Below are 20,485 nucleotides of genomic sequence, written 5' to 3' on the forward strand. Positions count from 1 at the left end.
TAGACTGGCCTTCGTGCTTATCTGGAAGCGGCCACTTCGATATTTTTTGGCCATAAAGGATGACTGTCTTTCAAATGGTAAGGATTCAACTCGTGTAATAGCACGTGTAAACAAGCCGAGGCTACTTCATTCGTTCGACGACGGCTCTCGGGACAACACCAAGAAAAAAGGGACGACCGCCATCAAATGAATACGTCGCCATTCGGGCTTTTTCGATTATCCCGCTCTGTCCTGTTGCTTCTTTGCCTGTGCTTGATCCTCGTCGGGAAGGCCCGCGCGGCATCCGCCGCTTGCAGCGCGGGCACGCTCGTGACGGTGGTCGCCCATCTCGACGACGACCTGCTGTTCGTTGAACCCGCTATCAGCGAACGGCTGCGCGCGGGATGGTGCGTCACGACCGTTCATCTGATCGGCGGCGCCAACGGAGCGAATTTCGCCTACGTGCAAAAGCGTGAAGAAGCTTCGCGGCTCGCTTATGCGCGTCTTGCCGGAGTCGCGAATACGTGGGATGAATCGACAGTACCCATTGCCGGAAAGCCGGTATTCCAGCTCACGCTGAAAGCCGAACCACGCGTGCGGCTGCTCGAACTCAGGCTTCCCGGCGGCGCGGTCCGCGGCGGCCGCGTGCCGCTCGCGTTGCTTTGGGATCAGGGCGCGACGCTCACGACTTATCCAATGGGACATGGAGAACTGCCGGCGACGCGTTATACACGCGATTCGCTTTCCGCCGTCCTCAAAACGATACTGCGGGACGCGACAAGAATCGCCACGCTCAACCCGGACACCGTGCCGTTCATCGAACATCCCGATCATATCTACGCCGCCCGTATGACACGCCATGTCGCGCAGACGTCAGGCCGTGATATTCCCATTGCCTTCTATACGACATATCCGACAGGAACATGGCCCGCCACGCTGTTCGGCGAAGAAGCACAACGCAAGCGCGACGTAGCGGCCAGCTATTTCTCGATCGACGGTGGCGACTTCGGGCATGTGTTCGGCGAGTACCAGTGGGACGGCAACTGGGTTTTACGCAACTATTTACGCAACGACACCACGCTTCACAGGACGCCGGATTTCGTCGCCATTCCTTCTGTGCTCTTCAATACCGGTTCCAGCCAGTGCCTGACTTCGCAAGGCAGTCATGGCGCCCCCGAACTGGCGCCCTGTGATGATTCGGTCAGCCAACAATGGAAATGGGAACCGCGTGCTGCATATGCAGGCAACCAGCACAACGCGGCACTCGTGTCCGCCTCGACGGGCCAATGCATCGCCGAACATGACGGCAAACTCGCGGAAGAACCATGTGAAGAATGGAATGCGTCGCAACGCTGGACGCCGTGGGACTTTGGCCTGATATTCACGCCCTCGCGGCGTTGCCTTGGAGAAGAAAACAATCGCCTTCATATTAGAGGGTGTGCATCGTTGACGACGCGCTACCGATGGTCGACGGCACGTCCAGCATGGTCGACCGATCTGCGTCTCACGGGCGCCATGTACGGCGACGTAACGGGACGCGGCACGCCCGCCGCGATCTATGTGCAAAGACGTTCAGACGGTCCCGGCTTCGACGTCTTTGTTCAGACTTCAATCTTAGGAAAACCTGAAGCGCCCTCGAACTGGTACGCGAATGCCGTACGCTTCGATAGCCGCGCGACAACGCCGACATGTAGCGCAGACGCATTGTGTTTCGACAGCGCGCGCTTTCTGGTCGGCGACTTTGATGGCGACGGCCGTGCGGATCTCATGGTCATCACGCCGGGAAGCAGCGGATCCGCCTTCTGGTTGTTGCGCAGTAACGGCAATGGCTTTGCCGCTCCCGCTCTATGGTTTCAGAGCGACGAAAGAATTCCTGCGGAACGCACGCAGCAGTACCTTGCCTTTTCGACAAAAGAAACGTCACACGAAAAGATCCTGGCTGCAGTTCAAACATCAGACAATGGGGTCGATCTCTGGACGATAGCCACGGATAAGACCGGTCATATCCAGCAGAAAAAAGTTAGCGGCACGGGTCATTTGAAGTCCAACGTGCAACTGCTTGCAGCGAGAAGTACTCGCAAAGACACGGCAACATTCATTGCCGTTCAATCTGCCGACGAAAGCCGTCGCCCGTCCGTCACGACACTCAGCATTGACAAGGATCGCTGGAGCTTGGGTGCAACGTCTTTTCTCCCTCCTCGATTCCAACGCGACACCACACGCTTTGCGAGCGACACCAGCGCCGACATGACGATAGTGATGACCGTTCCGCATTTCCCGCAGCCCGGCGGCATCGACGTATGGAAATGGAACCTGCAGAATGGCGAGACTTCGCCGGTTCTTCTCGGCTATCTGCGCGATTTGCGCTGGCAGGACACGGCGCCGTCGCTGCTTCGCGACCGGAACCACACAGCGCTCGTCTTCTATGAGCGTACCGATGCGCTACTCGCCAACACACTCTTCTCGGCCGGCACGTCCGCATTCGTGCGATACGCGTTCAATGGAATCGACCTTCAAAGTATTCCGATGGAAGTTTTTTCGCTGCCAGCCGTTTACTCGGAAACGCTCTGGCTCGACCGTCTGTTTCAATAAAGACACAGCATCGGCATTTCGGATGAGGGTTGCTCTCACTCGCATTTGCGAAAAGAAAAGCGAAAAGTTCTTTGAACGACTATCCGTGTCCAGCAACAACTAGTGCTTGACCGAATCGCAACGTGTTGCTTGCGTATGGTATATCCACATATGTCGATTACGACAATTGACGATTGATCTACGCAACCGTACGCTGCAGAAAAGAAGAGAGACACGGCTCTCTGAGACAACGCCCCATTCGAGACGGTGAAAAGTGCGGATACTACAGGTCGTCTATGCGCCACGTTTGTCTGGGGCGGAGATTTTGGCAAAGGGTCTCGCGATCCAGCACAGGGAGGGTGGCCACGAAGTCTGCATTGCGTCGATGCAGCCGCAAATGGCGGACTTCGATCATAGCCGCAGTGAACTCGCGGCCGCCGACGTACTGTGCGACTTTCCCGATTCGCCACAAGGACGTGTCGGGCGTCTCATGCATCTGTGGCGCAGCGTACGGCAATTTCGACCGGACGTGATCATTGCGCACGCGACGCTGGCCGCGCTCTATGTGCGTCTTCTTCCCGTTGCCGTACCCGTCATCTATGTGATGCACTCGGGTTCCAATGACTTCGCCAATCCAAAACTGCGGTGGGCGGAACGCATGCTATCCCACCGCGCAAAGGCCGTGGTCGGCGTCTCGCCGCAGAATACGCTCGACTATCTGCGCGAAGTCGGACCGCATCCGCTCGTCACGGTGATCCCCAACGGCGTCGACCTGCCGCGCTTTCAGAGCGCCGATCCCGCATCCGCTATGGCCAGCTGTGGCGCGTCGCAGCAGATCGTGCAGCTGGGCCGTTACGTCGTCGACAAGGGACAACTGGAAACCATTCAGGCATTCGACATCGTGCTGCAACAGGAACCCGACGCGCGCCTGGTGTTGTATGGCGTCATCGAAGATCCCGCCTATCACGATATGGCCACGAATCTCGTGCATCGTTTGAATCTGGAGTCGCGGATAACGCTGTGCGGTCCAGCATCGAACGTCGCGGCGATTCTGCATGCTTCGCAGGTCTTTGCGATGCCGTCGCTCAGAGAAGCCCATAGCATCGGCTTTCTCGAAGCACTGGCATCGGGTATTCCCGTTGTCGCAAGCCGCATTGCAGCATTCGAATTTGCCAGTGACTTTCCGGGTGTATCGCTTGTCGACACGAAAGATCCTTCGACATATGCACGTGCATTGCTGCGCGCGCTACGTTTGCCTCGCGCGTATCGCGCGCTCGACGGCTATACATTGCACGACACGGCAGAGAACTATCTGAAGATCGCGCAAACCATTTACAAACCGCGAGGCATTGCCGCGAAATCGTCGATATCAGGCCTGGAGAGCAACGAATCATCGATGTGAGCGTGGAACAAGATCTGTCCTTCAAACGTTTTCCATTACGTACACGCTCAACGGAACCGACATGAAGCTCACGACGAATCAACAGGACAGCTTCGGCAGTGCGATGCAGATGCTGGTGAGCCAGCAACGCGATACGTTGCGGACCATACTCGCGCTCTCGGACACAACCCGCCTTCACGACGCCACCTCGGCCCGCGCGGCGCTGGCCGAAATCCTTCACGCCGCCGAACGAAGTCATTCAACATATCGCGCCATGCTGGTCGAGATCGTGGCAAGACAACGGGAAGGCTACGCGACGCGCGAAGACTAACAAGGCGTCAGCCAACTGTCAGCGAGTGATCTGCAGATTGCGCGCATGCGTCTGAATGCGCGATTGACTGTCAATGGGGGGAACGTTGCTGTTCTTCGGAAACACATCGCGTTGCGTGCGGTCGCCCACATTCGCTGATGGTTTTATCGAGGCAGCATGAGTGGTTAGCGAGCGAAGTGGAGCTTCCCTCGCATACGCATCGCGTGGAAATGCTTACGTATCGGAGTCGGTCCTCGAGGTTCTGGTCCTGTTCATTCAGGTTGGGGAAGAAATGATGTCGACACGTCCGCCTCTACGACTCGAAACGCAAGCTCCCGAAGGCTCGGACGTCATTCCCCGGCGATTGCGGCGCGTCGCCGTCGTGCTGTTCGACGGCTTCGATCTGCTGTGCGCCAGCGTCATCGCCAATGCGTTCGAAGCCGCGAGCGAGTTGTCCGCGGGCGGCCCCATCCAGTGGTTCTATCAGATCACCACGCTTTCCGATCACGAAGGGTATATCGCCAGTTCCGCTGCGCTGCTGGTCAGCGCGGAAATGTTCGATGCGCACGCCGGCCACGAATTCGATGCGATCTTCGCGATTGTCGGCGCCGAAGCGTGCATCGACTCGCGCTCAGTACCGCTGATTTCATGGATCAATCGCGCGCGCTCGAAGGCGGCCGACGTGCGGCTCGTCGGCGCGCCGCTGCCCGGCCTCGACGGTCATGCATGCGGCGAACCGAATGGACTCGAGTGCGATTCGCAAGCGAGCGTGGCGCGCCACTCCGGTGATTGCCAGACGAGATCGCAGAGTCTCCACGACGCGCTCACGGGCGCGCTGAAGCTGATTCGCCGCGACATGGGCGACGGTATGGCGCGCCGCGTCGCCGAACGGCTGTCGATCTGCTCCCACGACGTGCTCAACGCAATCTTCGAAGACGTGGTGGGCAATACGCCCGCAGAGAAGGTGCGCGCGGCCGCGCACTGGTTGCAGGACAACTGCCGCCGTCAGGTCACGATAGAAGACGCGGCGCAGGTTGCCGCGATGAGCGAACGGAGCCTGCTGCGTCACTTCAGAAGCGAACTCGGCATGACGCCGTCCGACTATCTGATGCACGCGCGCCTTCAGGTCGTCTGCAATCTGCTGGTCGAAACCGACCTGCCTGTCGACAAGGTCGCGAAGCGCGCCGGCTTGAGCAGCGGCGATCATCTCGCGCGCAGCTTCCGGCGGCATATGAAAACGTCGCCGACCGAGTATCGCGCGCAGCGCAGGCTTCAATGCTGAACCACCCGCCCTCCTCTGCCGGCTGACGCATTCGCCTGGATACAACACCCGCTTATTGCCGCTTTTTTACCCGGCGCGCGCTGCGGTATGCTGGCGGCTTTTCGACTTCTCGAATCACGATGTCAGACGAATACGAAGTGCACGGCCCGCACGATCACGCGATCGAGCACGCAGGCGGTCATGGCGGCGACAACAGCGCTTCGCGCCTCGCCGTCATGACGGCGGTGCTGGCGAGCGTCGGCGCGATTGCCGCGTATCAGAGCGGCGCCAACGAAAACCAGGCGCTCTTCTTCAAGAACGAGGCTGCGATACTCAAGACGGAAGCCGCAAACCAGTGGGCCTACTATCAGGCCAAGGGCGAAAAGCAGAATCTCGCCGAACTGGGCGCGGCACTGACCGATCCGGCCTCATCCGCGCACGCGAAGTTCATCAGCGACACGCAGCGCTACAAGACCGAGAAAGAGCCGATTCGCCAGCAGGCGGAGACGCTCGAAAAGCAGGTGAAGAAGGACAATGAAGTGAGCGAGGCGTTGCAGCATCAGCATCACCGCTGGGCGCAGGCAACCACGCTGATTCAGATCTCCATCGCGCTCGCGGCAATCACGTTGCTCACGAAAAAGCGCTGGCTGCAAAAGCTCACGATCGGCATGGCTGTCGTCGCCGTTGGTCTTTTTGGCACCGCGTTGATGGGATGGTAAGCACGCTGCCTATTGCGCGAGTCATTGAGTCGCGTTCAGCTTGCGCCACAGCGTGGTCTTGCTGATACCGAGTGCCTTGCACGCGGCGTCGCGATCTCCGCCGCACGCAGCCAGCATCGCGCGTATTTCGTCCGCTTCGACATGACGGCTGCGCTCGCGCAAGGTCAGCGCATCGTTCTTTTTCGGCACGGATGACGCGGCCAGTTCGGGCGCGACGACATCGAGCATCTCGCGCGTGAACGCGTCGCCGGTGTCTTCTTCCGCGTCGGCGAGTTCGACGGCGATCCGCTCGATCACGTTCTGCAATTCGCGCACATTGCCGGGCCACGCATAACCGCGTAAAGGCTCGCCGATCTGCGCAAGCACACGCGTCGCGGCCTGCAAATCGGGGACGCGTGTTGAGAGCCTCGGCTCGCGCGCGGCAGCCTGCAACAGCAGTTCGGCGGCGAGCGGCAATACGTCCGTCGTGCGCTCACGCAGCGGCGGCAGCGCGATGCTCAGAATGTTCAACCGATAGTAGAGATCGGCGCGAAAGGTCCCTGCTTCGATACCCTCCGTCAGTGCGCGGTGCGTCGCGGCGACGACGCGTATGTCGACGCGCGTCGGCTCCGTCGAACCGAGCCGCACCACTTCCCGTTCCTGCAACACACGCAGCAGCCGGCTTTGCAACGGCAGCGGCATTTCGGCAATTTCATCGAGAAACAGCGTGCCGCGATGCGCGGCTTCGATCAAACCCGCTTTGCCGCCCTTGCGCGCGCCCGTGAACGCGCCTTCCTCATAGCCGAACAGCTCGCTTTCCAGCAAGGCCTCTGGAAACGCGCCGCAATTGATCGCGACGAACGCGAAGTCGCGCCGCGCGCTCAACCGATGCATGCTCTGCGCGACCATTTCCTTGCCCGTGCCGCTTTCGCCGAGGATCAGCACGGTTGCATCCGACTTCGCGTAGCGCCGCACCAGCGTACGCACGCGTTCGATCGACGGACATTCGCCGACCAGATCGTCGAGCTTGTAGCGCGCGGTGAACTGTTGCCCGCGCTGCCGCGAACGCAGCGTGCGATCGAGCCGTTCGACGGCACGCGATTCCTGGAACGTCAGTACAGTGCCCGCCGCATGCCCCGCGCCCGCCAGCGGCCCGCGATGCACGAGATAGCTCGTGCCGCGCACGGACACCAGCGTATCGCCATCGGCATCGGGCAGCGCGCTGGCGATGTCCGGCGCGAGCTGCTGCAAAGGCATGCCCGCAGCGCTCGCCGCGTCGATGCCGAGCACGCCCGCAAGACGCTGATTGATTGCTTCGACGCGCCCTTGCGCGTCGAGCGCCACGACGCCATCGCGCAAGTGCTGCAACAGGTTGTCGAGACGCTGGCGCCGCACGCCCTCGGCGCGCGTAGCCTGGGCGACTTCGAGCGCGGTGTCGAACGCGCTGCGCACCGATGTGCGCGAGTACAGAAAGACAGCGCCCATGCCCGCACGCTCCGCGAGATCGGTCACATGCCCCGGCCCGACCACAGCATCGACGCCGCGTTCTTGCAGCTCGCGCACGCAGTCCTCCGCATCTTCCGTCGAACGATACGACGCGAAGATCACGTCGATGCCGTAGGCCGCCGTGAAGCGCTTCACCTCGTCGGGTGTCTCGCCGTGCGTGACGAGCGCCACCGAATTGCCTTCGCGCCGCGCGCGTGCGAGCGCCTGCATGACGTCGAAGCCGGTCGGCGTAATGGCGACGACGGGCACGTTGACGCGCGCTTTCAGATACGCGGCATTCGAGCCGCCCGCGACGATCACGTCGGGACGCTCGCCGCCCGCCGCGTCGATTTCCTGCATGGCGTCGTCGAAGCCGCGCGCGACCACGCGCAGGTCCGCGCGCCCTGCGTACTCGCTGGCGATATCGACGAACAGGTCGCGCAAACGGCTGATGCCCATCGCCCAGATGCGCGGGCGCGGGTTGGAAACGGTGGAAGGCGTGCTCATCAAGGCGTTCCGGTTCAAAACGGCGTGACGTTTGATTATGCGCCCCTCATTTCACAATGGAAACTGCCGATTTCATTTGTGAAATTTTCGCGAACGCCCGTACGGGAAGGCACCCCGCAAAATCAGAGACTTAGCGACAAATGACCACTTGGCACACACCTTGCAGATAAGAGCACGCAAACAACGGAGCCTCACAGTGAACTCAGCCAAACAACCCACCAGCGCCGGCGCAGCATTCCGCCAGGCCGTCGCAGAAGGACAACCGCTGCAGGTCGTCGGCGCGATCAACGCATACGTCGCGAAGATGGCCGAAGCCGTCAGCTTCAAGGCGCTGTATCTGTCGGGCGGCGGCGTCGCCGCGAACTCGCTCGGCGTGCCCGACCTCGGCATCAGCACGATGGACGACGTTCTGACGGACGCCCGCCGCATCACCGACGCGACCAACCTGCCGCTGCTCGTCGACATCGACACGGGCTGGGGCGGCGCCTTCAACATCGGACGCACGGTCCGCTCGTTCATCAAGGCGGGCGTCGCGGCCGTTCACCTCGAAGACCAGGTCGGCCAGAAGCGCTGCGGTCATCGCCCGAACAAGGAAGTGGTCGCGACGGAAGAGATGGTGGACCGCGTGAAAGCCGCCGTCGATGCGCGCACCGACGACCAGTTCGTCATCATGGCCCGCACCGATGCAGCCGCTGCCGAAGGCATCGACGCCGCGATCGAGCGTGCCGTTGCGTATGTCGAAGCGGGCGCGGACATGATCTTCCCCGAAGCGATGAAGACGCTCGACGACTACCGCCGCTTCAAGGCCGCCGTGAAGGTGCCGATTCTCGCGAACCTGACCGAGTTCGGCGCCACGCCGTTCTTCACGGCGACGGAACTGCGCGAAGCGAACGTCGATATCGCGCTGTATTGCTGTGGCGCATATCGCGCGATGAACGCAGCGGCGCTCAACTTCTACGAGACCGTCTTGCGCGACGGCACGCAAAAGGCCGCCGTGCCGACGATGCAGACGCGCGAAGATCTGTACCAATACCTTGGCTATCACGCGTACGAGGACAAGCTCGACGCGCTGTTCGCCGCACACAAGTAATGGCACCTGGAGGAAGACACATGAGCGAAGCAGACAACGGCGCAACGAGCGCGGGCGCATTCAAGCCGAAGAAATCCGTGGCGCTGTCGGGCGTGACGGCGGGCAACACCGCGCTGTGCACGGTCGGCAAGACGGGCAACGACCTGCACTACCGCGGCTACGACATTCTCGAACTCGCGGGCGCGAGTGAATTCGAGGAGATTGCGTATCTGCTCGTGCACGGCAAGCTGCCCAATGTCGCCGAACTCGCCGCTTACAAGAAGAAGCTGAAAGCGCTGCGCGGCCTGCCCGCGAACGTGAAGGCCGCGCTCGAATGGATTCCCGCCGCCGCGCATCCGATGGACGTGATGCGCACGGGCGTCTCCGTGCTCGGCACGGTGCTGCCGGAAAAAGACGATCACAACCTGCCGGGCGCACGCGATATCGCCGACAAGCTGATGGCCTCGCTCGGCTCGATGCTGCTGTACTGGTATCACTACTCGCACAACGGCAAGCGGATCGAAGTCGAAACCGACGACGATTCGATCGGCGGCCACTTCCTGCATCTGCTGCATGGTGTGGAGCCGCCGAAGTCGTGGGTCGATGCGATGCATGTGTCGCTGAACCTGTACGCGGAACATGAATTCAACGCATCGACGTTCACGGGCCGCGTGATCGCGGGCACGGGCTCCGACATGTATTCGGCCATCACCGGCGCGATCGGCGCGCTGCGCGGCCCGAAACACGGCGGCGCGAACGAAGTCGCGTTCGAGATCCAGTCGCGCTATCAGACGCCGGATGAGGCAGAAGCCGATATCCGCCGCCGCGTCGAGAACAAGGAAGTCGTGATCGGCTTCGGCCACCCGGTGTACACGATCTCCGATCCGCGCAACAAGGTCATCAAGGACGTCGCGAAGAAGCTGTCGAAAGAAGCGTCGAACACGAAGCTGTTCGAGATCGCCGAGCGGCTGGAAAGCGTGATGTGGGACGTCAAGAAGATGTTCCCGAATCTCGACTGGTTCAGCGCCGTGTCGTATCACATGATGGGCGTGCCGACGGCCATGTTCACGCCGCTGTTCGTGATCTCGCGCACGTCCGGTTGGGCCGCGCACATCATCGAGCAGCGCATCGACAACAAGATCATTCGACCCAGCGCCAATTACACGGGTCCGGACGATCTCGCGTTCGTGCCGCTTTCGAAGCGCGCCTGAACGAGCAAGTCGACTCCTGGATTTGCGGTGCGAGAGCCGCAATCCTGTTAGGCCTTGGCTCGTCGTACCCGCGAGCCAAGGCTGCTTTTTATGCTCTCGCCGCTACACCCGGCGCCCGCTGAAGCGCTACACTTCGCAAGAAACAGGTGGACGGCAAGACCGCTCACCACAAGGAGTCATGCGTGCCGAAGCCGCGACACGGCATCGCACGCCGGCCCACGATCAATATCGCATGTGTCCCTACGCCATGAATACTGCACACCGCAAACCGCTGCCCGGCACCTCGCTGGATTACTTCGACACGCGCGCCGCGATCGACGCGATCCAGCCGGGCGCTTATGACAAGCTGCCGTACACGTCGCGCGTGCACGCCGAAAACCTGGTGCGCCGCTGCGATCCCGCGACGCTCACAGATTCGCTGCGGCAGCTCATCGAACGCAAGCGCGAACTGGATTTCCCGTGGTTTCCGGCGCGTGTCGTGTGTCACGACATTCTCGGCCAGACGGCACTCGTCGATCTCGCAGGTCTGCGCGACGCGATCGCCGATCAGGGGGGCGACCCGGCCAAGGTGAACCCCGTCGTGCCCGTTCAGTTGATCGTCGATCACTCGCTCGCGGTCGAATGCGGCGGCTTTGACCCGGATGCGTTTGCGAAGAACCGCGCAATCGAAGACCGGCGCAACGAAGACCGCTTCGACTTCATCAACTGGACCAAGAAGGCATTCAAGAACGTCGACGTGATTCCGCCGGGCAACGGCATCATGCACCAGATCAATCTGGAGCGGATGTCGCCCGTCATTCACGCTGCCGATGGCGTCGCGTATCCCGACACACTCGTCGGCACGGACAGTCATACGCCGCACGTCGATGCGCTTGGTGTGATCGCCGTGGGCGTCGGTGGCCTGGAGGCGGAGAACGTGATGCTGGGCCGCGCTTCGTGGATGCGCTTGCCGGATATCGTCGGCGTCGAATTGTCGGGCAAACGTCAGCCGGGCATTACCGCAACCGACATCGTGCTCGCGCTGACGGAATTCCTGCGTAAAGAGAAAGTGGTCGGCGCGTATCTGGAGTTCCGCGGCGAAGGCGCGTCGAGCCTCACGCTCGGCGACCGCGCGACGATCTCCAACATGGCGCCCGAATACGGCGCGACAGCCGCGATGTTCTTCATCGACGAGCAGACCATCGAGTATCTGCGCCTCACGGGCCGCGACGACGCGCAAGTGAAGCTCGTCGAGACGTATGCAAAAGAAGCTGGCCTGTGGGCCGATTCGCTCAAGCACGCCGAATATGAGCGCGTGCTCAGCTTCGATCTGTCGACGGTCGTGCGCAATATGGCGGGTCCGTCGAATCCGCACAAGCGCCTGCCGACCTCCGATCTCGCGGAACGCGGCATTGCGGGCAAATGGGAAGAAGTGCCGGGGCAAATGCCCGACGGCGCGGTCATCATCGCGGCCATCACGAGTTGCACGAACACCAGCAACCCGCGCAACGTGATCGCAGCGGCTTTGCTCGCGCGCAATGCGAACGCGCGCGGCTTGACGCGCAAGCCGTGGGTGAAGTCGTCGCTTGCACCGGGATCGAAGGCCGTCGAACTGTATTTGCAGGAAGCGAACCTGCTGCCCGATCTGGAGAAGCTCGGCTTCGGCATCGTCGCGTTTGCGTGCACGACGTGCAACGGCATGTCGGGCGCGCTCGATCCGACGATCCAGCAGGAGATCATCGATCGCGATCTGTATGCGACGGCCGTGCTGTCGGGCAACCGCAATTTCGACGGCCGCATTCATCCGTATGCGAAGCAGGCGTTTCTCGCGTCGCCGCCGCTCGTCGTCGCGTATGCGATTGCGGGGACGATCCGCTTCGATATCGAGCGCGATGTACTCGGTAAGGACAAGGACGGCAAGCCGGTGTATCTGAAGGACATCTGGCCGAGCGACGAAGAAATCGACGAAATCGTCAGGCAGAGCGTGAAGCCCGAGCAGTTCCGCAAGGTCTACGAGCCGATGTTCGCCGTGACGGCGGCGAGCGGCGAGCCGATCAGCCCGCTGTACGACTGGCGCGCGCAAAGCACCTATATTCGCCGTCCGCCGTACTGGGAAGGTGCGCTGGCCGGCGCGCGTACGTTGCAAGGTATGCGTCCCCTCGCCGTGCTCGGCGACAACATCACGACGGATCACCTGTCGCCGTCGAACGCGATTCTCGCGAACAGCGCGGCGGGCGAATACCTCACGAAAATGGGTCTGCCCGAAGAGGACTTCAATTCGTACGCGACGCATCGCGGCGATCACCTGACCGCGCAGCGCGCGACGTTCGCCAATCCGACGTTGATCAACGAAATGGCCGTGGTCGACGGTCAGCAGAAGAAGGGATCGCTGGCGCGCATCGAGCCGGAAGGCAAGGTCACGCGTATGTGGGAAGCCATCGAAACGTACATGGACCGCAAGCAGCCGCTCATCATCATTGCGGGCGCGGACTACGGCCAGGGTTCGTCACGCGACTGGGCGGCTAAGGGTGTGCGGCTCGCGGGTGTCGAATCGATCGTGGCCGAAGGCTTCGAGCGCATTCACCGCACGAACCTGATCGGTATGGGCGTGCTGCCGCTCGAGTTCAAACCGGGCGTGAACCGGCTGGCACTGGGTATCGACGGGACCGAGACGTATGACGTGATCGGCGAGCGCAAGCCGCGCGCGGACCTGACGCTCGTGATTCATCGCAAGAACGGCGAACGCGTCGAAGTGGCCGTCACGTGCCGACTCGATACGGCGGAAGAAGTGTCGATTTACGAAGCGGGCGGCGTGCTGCAGCGCTTTGCGCAAGACTTCCTGGAGTCGTCGAAGGCAGCGGCCTGAGACGGATCGTCATCGGATTCAACAGGATCAAAACACATGGCACACGCACCTCAGATCAAGATTCCCGCGACGTATATGCGCGGCGGCACCAGCAAAGGCGTGTTCTTTCGCCTGAAGGATTTGCCCGAAGCGGCGCAGGTCCCGGGCGCCGCGCGCGATGCGTTGCTGCTGCGCGTGATCGGCAGCCCTGACCCGTATGGCAAGCAGATCGACGGCATGGGCGGCGCGACGTCGAGTACGAGCAAGACGGTAATCGTCGCGAAGAGCAGCAGGCCGGATCACGATGTGGATTATCTGTTCGGCCAGGTGTCGATCGACAAGCCGTTTGTCGACTGGAGCGGGAATTGCGGGAATCTGTCGGCGGCGGTGGGACCGTTCGCGATTACTGGCGGACTTGTCGATCCTGACCGGGTGCCGGATAACGGCGTTGCTGTCGTGCGAATCTGGCAGGCGAATATCGGCAAGACGATCATTGCGCATGTGCCGATGACTCAGGGCTCCGTGCAGGAGACGGGGGACTTCGAGCTGGATGGCGTGACTTTTCCTGCTGCCGAAGTGCGGCTCGAGTTTATGGACCCTGCGGCAGAAGAAGAAGGCGCGGGCGGGGCGATGTTCCCGACGGGGAACGTCGTCGATGATCTGGAAGTGCCCGGCGTCGGCACGCTCAAGGCGACGATGATCAATGCCGGTATTCCGACGATTTTCGTCAATGCCGACGCGATTGGTTATACGGGAACCGAGTTGCAGGACGCGATCAATAGCGATGATGCGGCGCTGAAGAAGTTCGAGACGATTCGCGCGCATGGGGCGCTGCGGATGGGCTTGATCAAGAGTCTCGACGAGATCGCGACGCGGCAGCATACGCCTAAGGTGGCGTTCGTGGCTCGGCCTTCCGGATATACCGCTTCGAGCGGCAAGGCCGTTGCTGCGGGAGATGTCGATCTGCTCGTGCGGGCGATGTCGATGGGGAAGCTCCATCACGCGATGATGGGGACGGCGGCTGTTGCTATTGGGACTGCGGCGGCTATTCCTGGCACACTGGTTAATCTTGCCGCTGGCGGTGGGGAAAGGGAAGCTGTGCGCTTCGGGCATCCATCGGGGACTTTGCGGGTTGGTGCGGTGGCGACACTCGAGGACGGCGAGTGGGCCGTGAAGAAGGCCGTCATGAGCCGGAGTGCGCGGGTTTTGATGGAGGGATGGGTGAGAGTGCCTGGTTGAGGTTTTTTTGTTTTGGTTTGGTTTGCGCTGGCATCCGCGTGATGTTATTGGTTCGCATGCGTTGCCCCTGTGCGGGGCGGGCACCTACTTTTCTTTGCCGCCGTGTACAGACTGGAGACATGGTTGACACATGTACAGAGACATCGCTGACACATGATGGTCAGGGTTTTACTGTCTTCAGGTCAAGTTTTGCGACTCGCTGATGGGCAAACCAGATCTCGATCACCCCGTCGTCTTCTTCGCTCGGGCGGGCTGCCACCTGCAGCCCCTTGAGCGCAATCGAGAGCTTCACTTTCTCGCCTCGCACGCGCACCACGCCGCTTGCATTGACCTGTAGCACTTCATCGCCGCAACCGTATTCGGGCTCGGGCAGCCGCTCCGGCATCCTGCGCAGGCTGCACGCGTAGCGGGTGACCGGCACCGCCATCCCCAGTGCCTCGTGCGGTCGTTCGGTGTTGTACACCTGCCGCCAGCGATCCAGTACCTGCTGCACGTGCGCGTGCGTGGTGAACGTGTGCCGCTCCAGCACTTCGGCCTTCAGCGAGCGGTGAAACCGTTCATCCTTGCCATTGGTCTGCGGGTGATACGGGCGGCTGTAGCTCACCTGGATGCCCAGCCGGATCAGCCAGACCGCGAGCTCGGTGAGCTGCCCCGGCGCACTGGGCGAGCCCCACGGCGCGCCGTTGTCGGTGTTGATGCGCGATGGCAGCCCGTAGCAGCGAAACGCCCGCTCAAGCTCTGCCTGCACGATCCCGGTGGTGGTGCGCGCGCAGGCGCTCAGCACGATGTTGTAGCGCGAGTGGTCATCGATGACCGTCAGCGGCGCGCAGCGCCCGCTCTCCAGGGTCGGGAAGTCGCCCTTGAAGTCCATCTGCCACAACGAGTTCGGATGCTCGTGCTCGAAGCGTTGCCAGTGCTGGCGCTGGCGGGACGCCTGTTCATCAATGAGCCCGTGGCGTCGCAGGATCTCGGTGATGGTGGCGGGCGCGGGAACCTCAATCTGGCCCAGATCGCGCAGGCGCCGTGCGATCTTGCGTCCGCCCCAGCCATGCTGGCGGCGCAGGTCCAGCACCAGTGCCTCGATGTGCTCCGGTGAGCGTGTGGGGCTGTGAAGCGGGCGCCGGGAGCGGTCGGCCAGCCCCTTGCTACCCTCAGACTTGTGGCGGGCGAGCCACTTGTAGCCGGTCTGGCGGGTGATCTTGAATTTACGGCATAGCTCGCTGAACGGGACCGCCTGTGTGGCAGCCTCGCAGACGAAATCTTCGCGACGATTCATGGTGTCTTTTACATCCCAGGGCATGGTTGGAATCCGGGCGTTTGATTACCCGAAAGTGTCAGTCATGTCCCTGTACACCTGTCAGCGATGTCTCCAGTCTGTACACCGCCGCAAAGAAAAGTAGGCAAAAGAAAGCGGCTCACACCGCCAGCCCGTGTTCTCATCCACGGGCCCCCAACGTCCCCATCCTTCACACGGCATCTTCGCTGTTCAGGTGCGTTGCCAACGCGCTGATTAAGCGCCTCACCCGCTTCGAATACCCGTACACCGACTAACAGCAGCGACCGGTTTGTGCCGCCCAGGTGGCAAACTGTGTGCAGGTTGTCGCGCCACAAAGGGTAGCGCTCTTACAGGGTGGAACGCGTGCGCTATCGGCCCGAAGTGAGGCGCGTGAGGCACAACGACCTACACACAGTTTGCCACCTGGGCGGCGGTGGAATGTTTGGCGCGCCATGCTGTAACGCGGGAGCTTGAAGCGGGTGATGAGCACTGCAAGAGCGCTAGCAACGAGCATAGGTCATGCGGTTGCCGCGTGAAGCGTAAGACCCTGTGGGAGCCCTCAGGCAAACACTAGAACTGGCGGTGTGAGCCGCTTTCTTTTGCCTACTTTTCTTTGCGGCGGCAAAGAAAAGTAGGTGCCGCCCCGCACAGGGGCAACGCTTGCGAACCAATAACATCACGCGGATGCCAGAAAAAACAAAAACAAAAAACGAACCAGCCATCAGCCGCCGGCGCTTGAGGCAGCCTCCACCCTTTCCCTCGCCATAAACCAATAAAACAGTGCAGCGCATCCAGCAATCGCGCCGCCGCTCACGAACGCCAGTGAATACGAGCCCGTACGGTCCACAATAAACCCCGCCACCACAGGCGAAAACGCCCCCCCAAAATACCCTCCAAAATTCTGAATAGCACTAACCGAAGCCACCATCGACGAAGGCGCGATATCCGCCGCAAGCGCCCACGCATTCCCAATCGTCGCAGCAATAAACGCAAGCCCAACCGTCATCAGCACGATGGTCATCGTAATCGACTGCGTGAACGGCAATGCAATCGCACACACGGCTGCGCCGAGCGAACAGCAAACAATAATGATCCGCTTGGCGCCCAATGAAGACGCCACCCCGCGATCGACCAGCCGGGTCGCAAACCACCCCGCAACGATCTCCCCAAGCGCACCGCCGAACCACGGAATACTCGCATACACCCCAAGCTGCGCAAGCGAAATATGAAAACGATCAAGCAGATAAAGCGGTAAGAACACGAGAAACAGATTCCACAGCCAGATCGCGCAGAAATACCCGAGAATCATCCCCCACACACTGCGATGCCCGAACAGCGAGCGCCATTTGATCGACGACGTCGTCAGCGATCGCTCATGCCCGCCGCCGCCCGCTTCGATATACGCGAACTCTTCACGCGACAAACGCTTGCTCTGTACCGGGTTTTGATAAAGGAACAAAAACAGAATGGCGAACGCGATGCCCACCGCGCCCGTCACATGAAACAGCGAGCGCCAGCCGAACGCGATCATCAGCGCAACCAGCAAGGCAGGCGCGAGCGCCGGCCCCCACTTCGACGACGAGTCCCAGATGCCCGTCGCGAAACCGCGTTCCTTGCCCGGAAACCACGCCGCCGTGATCTTCGCCGATGTCGGCCAGCAAGGCGCTTCGCCGACGGCGAGCAACGCGCGCATCACGATCAGTCCGGAGATCGAGCCGACCACGCCCGTCAGCCACGTCGCAACACTCCACCAGATCATACCGATCGCATACGCTTTCTTTGCGCCGAAACGGTCGATGATCCAGCCCGCAGGCAATTGCATCACCGCATACGTCCAGGCGAACACCGTGCCGAGCAGGCCGATCTGCGTGCGCGTGAGGCCGAGATCCTGAATCATGCCGGGCGCCGCGATCGACAGGCTCGCGCGGTCCATGTAGTTGATGATCCCGCCTAGCAGCAGCCAGATCAGCACGTGCCAGCGAAAATTCATGCGCGTTGCGCCTGTGGCCGACGCGTGCGTGGCCGTGAGCTTGTCATCCATCGTGTCTCCTCCTTTCGTTGCCTGCTGTGAACTCTGTATGGTCCGATCTGATGCTGGCTGGAGTGGTTCGGCTGTCTGTCCGCCGAAGCGCGCGTCAGCTTGCGGCGTCGCCGCCGATGCTGACGCGCATTGCACTATGCGTTCACTTGCCCCAACGCAGTACCAGCGGATCGAGCCTGCGCGCGATGTCGATCAGTTCGGCACGCGTGTCGGGATGCATCGGCGGCAGCGGATGACGCGGAGCCTCGCATGCGATCACGCCGCCCTCTTTCATCAGCGCCTTCGCGGCGAGCAGACCCGTCTGACGGTTCTCGTGGTTGATCAGCGGCAGCCAGCGCTGATAGTGCGCAAACGCTTCATCGCGCTTGCCTTCGCGGAACGCTTCGAGAATCGGGCGAATACCATCGGGATAACCGCCGCCCGTCATCGAGCCCGTCGCGCCCGCGTTGAGGTCCGCGAACAGCGTGATCGCTTCTTCGCCGTCCCACGGACCTTCCACTGCCTCGCCGCCGAGTCGGATCAGCTCGCGCAGCTTCGCGGCCGCGCCCGGCGTTTCGATCTTGAAGTACGACACCTGTTCGAGTTCGCGCGCCATCCGTGCAAGGAATGCTGCCGACAACACCGTGCCGCTGGCGGGCGCATCCTGAATCATGATGGGGATATCGATGCCATCCGACAGCCGCGCGTAGAACTCGTAAATCTGCGCCTCGGGCACACGGAATGTCGCGCCGTGATACGGCGGCATCACCATCACCATCTGTGCGCCCTGCTCCTGCGCGCGGCGGCTGCGCTCGACGCACACGGCGCTGCTGTAGTGACTCGTCGTCACGATCACGGGCACGCGGCCGGCGACGTGTTCGAGCATGACGCGCGTGAGCGTTTCGCGCTCGTCGTCGGAGAGTGCGAACTGCTCGGAAAAGTTCGCGAGAATGCACAGGCCGTCCGAGCCTGCGTCGATCATGAAATCGACGACGCGCTTCTGGCTTTCCAGATCGAGCGCGCCCGTTTCAGTAAACGTGGTCGGCACCACGGGGAAGATGCCGCGATAACGTGGAGTGCGTTGTGAGTTCATGCTTGGGTTCCGCTAGAAATGTTTTGAACGGGTCACACGCGCATCAGCGCGCATGCGCCTTCGGTTCGGGCAACGACGCCCGCACGACGAACGTGATCACGACGGCGAACAGCAGCGTCGCGGACAGGAAGTAAAGGCCGGACGCGAGGCTGCCCGTTGCATCCTTGATCAGGCCGATGCCATATGGCCCGACGTAGCCGCCCAGGTTCGCGAGCGAGTTGATCGTCGCGATGCCGACGGCTGCGCGCGCGCCCGACAGGAACTGGCCCGGCAGCGCCCACACGACGGCCTGGATCGAATACAGCGAGAACGCCGTCAGGCAGATGAACAGAAATTGCAGCGCGGGTGTATGCGTCCATGCGCTCAATGCCATCGTCAGCGCCGCGAAGGCGGACACGACGACGATATGCCAATACCGTTCGCGCTTGCGATCCGAATGACGCGGCACCACACACAGTCCCACCACCGCGAACAGATACGGTACGGCGGAGAGCAGACCCGTCACGGCATCGGTGACGCCGAACGCCTTGATGATCGTCGGCAGCCACAACGACAAGCCGTAGATGCTCAACGGAAACGGCAGAAACAGCAGCGCGAGCAACAACACGCGTTTGTCCTTCAGCGCCGCAAGCGGATTGCCGTGCGACTGCAGGCCATACGACGCGCTATCGGCGGCGAGTTCGCGTTCGATCCACGCGCGGTCCGACGCCGCGAGCCACTTCGCGTTCGCGGGGGACTCGGGCAGCACGCGCAACGTCGGCACGCACAGCAGCACGGCGGGCAGACCGCTCAGCACGAACAGCGTCTGCCAGTTCGACAGGCCGAACACGCCATGCGTCGACAGCACGAAGCCCGCGACGGGTCCCGTCAGAATCCCGGCAAGCGGTTGCGCGAGCACCAGCAAGCCGATGATGCGCGCGCGATGCCGCATCGGAAACCACTTCGTGAGGAAGTACAGAATGCCCGGATACAGGCCCGCTTCCGCCGCGCCGAGCAGAAAGCGCAGCACGTAGAAGCTCGTCGGTCCGCTGACGAGCGACATCAGCATCGTGATGACGCCCCACGTGAACAGAATGCGCGCGAACCATACGCGCGCCCCGAAGCGTTCGAGCGCGAGGTTGCTCGGCACTTCGCACAGAAAGTAGCCGATGAAGAACAGCCCCGCGCCGAGGCCGTAGGATGCGTCACTGATGCCGACGGCCGCGTTCATGTGCAGCTTGGCGAAGCCGACCACGGAGCGGTCGATATAGGCGACGACGTAGATCAGCGCGAGAAATGGAATCAGCCGGCGAACCAGCAGACTCATGATCCGCTGTTCGTCGGCGAGTGCCGCGGCCGTGCCCGCATCGACGGCGGGCGCGGCCTGCTGCGCACTGGCGTAGGGTGTGGTCATTACAATGTCTCCTGTCGACCAGAGTTGGAGCTTTAGCTCCTACTCTGTTCCCATGCAAAGCTGTCGACCAGAGTTGGAGCTTTAGCTCCTTACTCTGGTCCCATGCAAAGCTGTCGACCAGAGTTGGAGCTTTAGCTCTTTACTCGGGTCCCATGCGTAGCTATATCG

At 61.7% G+C, this 20,485-nt stretch carries 14 protein-coding genes; 9 read left to right on the forward strand and 5 right to left on the reverse strand.

The annotated features are described in order from the left end of the window. Positions 1 to 186: 186 nt before the first annotated feature. The 5 genes from PPGU16_RS37430 to PPGU16_RS37450 all read left to right on the forward strand — a co-directional run bounded on the left by PPGU16_RS37430 (position 187) and on the right by PPGU16_RS37450 (position 6,221). Positions 187 to 2,571 (forward strand): PIG-L family deacetylase, encoded by a 2,385-nt coding sequence (locus PPGU16_RS37430; protein ID WP_180725850.1) that lies wholly within the window; start codon positions 187 to 189, stop codon positions 2,569 to 2,571. A 253-nt stretch (positions 2,572 to 2,824) separates the two neighbouring features. Further along, the gene (locus PPGU16_RS37435; protein WP_180725851.1) at positions 2,825 to 3,952 is read left to right on the forward strand and encodes a glycosyltransferase family 4 protein; all 1,128 of its coding nucleotides are present in this window, start codon (positions 2,825 to 2,827) and stop codon (positions 3,950 to 3,952) included. Positions 3,953 to 4,013: 61 nt separating this feature from the next. Continuing rightward, the gene (locus PPGU16_RS37440; protein WP_180725852.1) at positions 4,014 to 4,262 is read left to right on the forward strand and encodes a hypothetical protein; all 249 of its coding nucleotides are present in this window, start codon (positions 4,014 to 4,016) and stop codon (positions 4,260 to 4,262) included. A gap of 271 nt (positions 4,263 to 4,533) precedes the next feature. Further along, the gene (locus PPGU16_RS37445) at positions 4,534 to 5,523 is read left to right on the forward strand and encodes a helix-turn-helix domain-containing protein (RefSeq protein WP_243460688.1); all 990 of its coding nucleotides are present in this window, start codon (positions 4,534 to 4,536) and stop codon (positions 5,521 to 5,523) included. A 119-nt stretch (positions 5,524 to 5,642) separates the two neighbouring features. Next, positions 5,643 to 6,221: a DUF4337 domain-containing protein gene (locus PPGU16_RS37450; protein ID WP_180725854.1), complete on the forward strand. Its 579-nt coding sequence runs from the start codon at positions 5,643 to 5,645 to the stop codon at positions 6,219 to 6,221. 21 nt (positions 6,222 to 6,242) lie between these two features. Here PPGU16_RS37450 and prpR read toward each other — a convergent pair whose 3' ends face one another. Further along, complete coding sequence (prpR, locus tag PPGU16_RS37455) at positions 6,243 to 8,192, reverse strand: propionate catabolism operon regulatory protein PrpR (RefSeq protein WP_180725855.1); 1,950 nt, start codon at positions 8,190 to 8,192, stop codon at positions 6,243 to 6,245. A 196-nt stretch (positions 8,193 to 8,388) separates the two neighbouring features. On the opposite strand from prpR, the gene prpB reads away from it, so the two are divergent. The 4 genes from prpB to prpF all read left to right on the forward strand — a co-directional run bounded on the left by prpB (position 8,389) and on the right by prpF (position 14,535). Then, positions 8,389 to 9,282, forward strand: coding sequence for a methylisocitrate lyase (prpB, locus tag PPGU16_RS37460; RefSeq protein WP_180725856.1), 894 nt, complete (start codon positions 8,389 to 8,391; stop codon positions 9,280 to 9,282). 20 nt (positions 9,283 to 9,302) lie between these two features. Then, entirely contained in the window at positions 9,303 to 10,472 is a 1,170-nt protein-coding gene (prpC, locus tag PPGU16_RS37465; RefSeq protein WP_180725857.1) for a bifunctional 2-methylcitrate synthase/citrate synthase, read from the forward strand. Between the two features lie 247 nt (positions 10,473 to 10,719). Next, a complete protein-coding gene (gene acnD, locus PPGU16_RS37470) occupies positions 10,720 to 13,317 on the forward strand; it encodes a Fe/S-dependent 2-methylisocitrate dehydratase AcnD (RefSeq protein ID WP_180725858.1) in 2,598 nt (865 codons plus the stop codon). Between the two features lie 36 nt (positions 13,318 to 13,353). After that, the gene (gene prpF / locus PPGU16_RS37475; protein ID WP_180725859.1) at positions 13,354 to 14,535 is read left to right on the forward strand and encodes a 2-methylaconitate cis-trans isomerase PrpF; all 1,182 of its coding nucleotides are present in this window, start codon (positions 13,354 to 13,356) and stop codon (positions 14,533 to 14,535) included. Between the two features lie 160 nt (positions 14,536 to 14,695). Here prpF and PPGU16_RS37480 read toward each other — a convergent pair whose 3' ends face one another. From PPGU16_RS37480 to PPGU16_RS37495, 4 genes are all read right to left on the reverse strand, one after another. Next, positions 14,696 to 15,835 (reverse strand): IS481 family transposase, encoded by a 1,140-nt coding sequence (locus PPGU16_RS37480; protein ID WP_180725860.1) that lies wholly within the window; start codon positions 15,833 to 15,835, stop codon positions 14,696 to 14,698. A gap of 697 nt (positions 15,836 to 16,532) precedes the next feature. Beyond that, a complete protein-coding gene (locus tag PPGU16_RS37485) occupies positions 16,533 to 17,852 on the reverse strand; it encodes an MFS transporter (RefSeq protein WP_180725861.1) in 1,320 nt (439 codons plus the stop codon). 142 nt (positions 17,853 to 17,994) lie between these two features. Next, complete coding sequence (locus PPGU16_RS37490; protein ID WP_180725862.1) at positions 17,995 to 18,924, reverse strand: dihydrodipicolinate synthase family protein; 930 nt, start codon at positions 18,922 to 18,924, stop codon at positions 17,995 to 17,997. 43 nt (positions 18,925 to 18,967) lie between these two features. Further along, on the reverse strand, positions 18,968 to 20,317 hold the full coding sequence (locus PPGU16_RS37495; RefSeq protein ID WP_180725863.1) for an MFS transporter: 1,350 nt from the start codon (positions 20,315 to 20,317) through the stop codon (positions 18,968 to 18,970). Positions 20,318 to 20,485: the final 168 nt, after the last annotated feature.

This window comes from Paraburkholderia largidicola (genome assembly GCF_013426895.1).
In the GTDB taxonomy this organism is placed as follows: Bacteria; Pseudomonadota; Gammaproteobacteria; order Burkholderiales; family Burkholderiaceae; genus Paraburkholderia; species Paraburkholderia largidicola.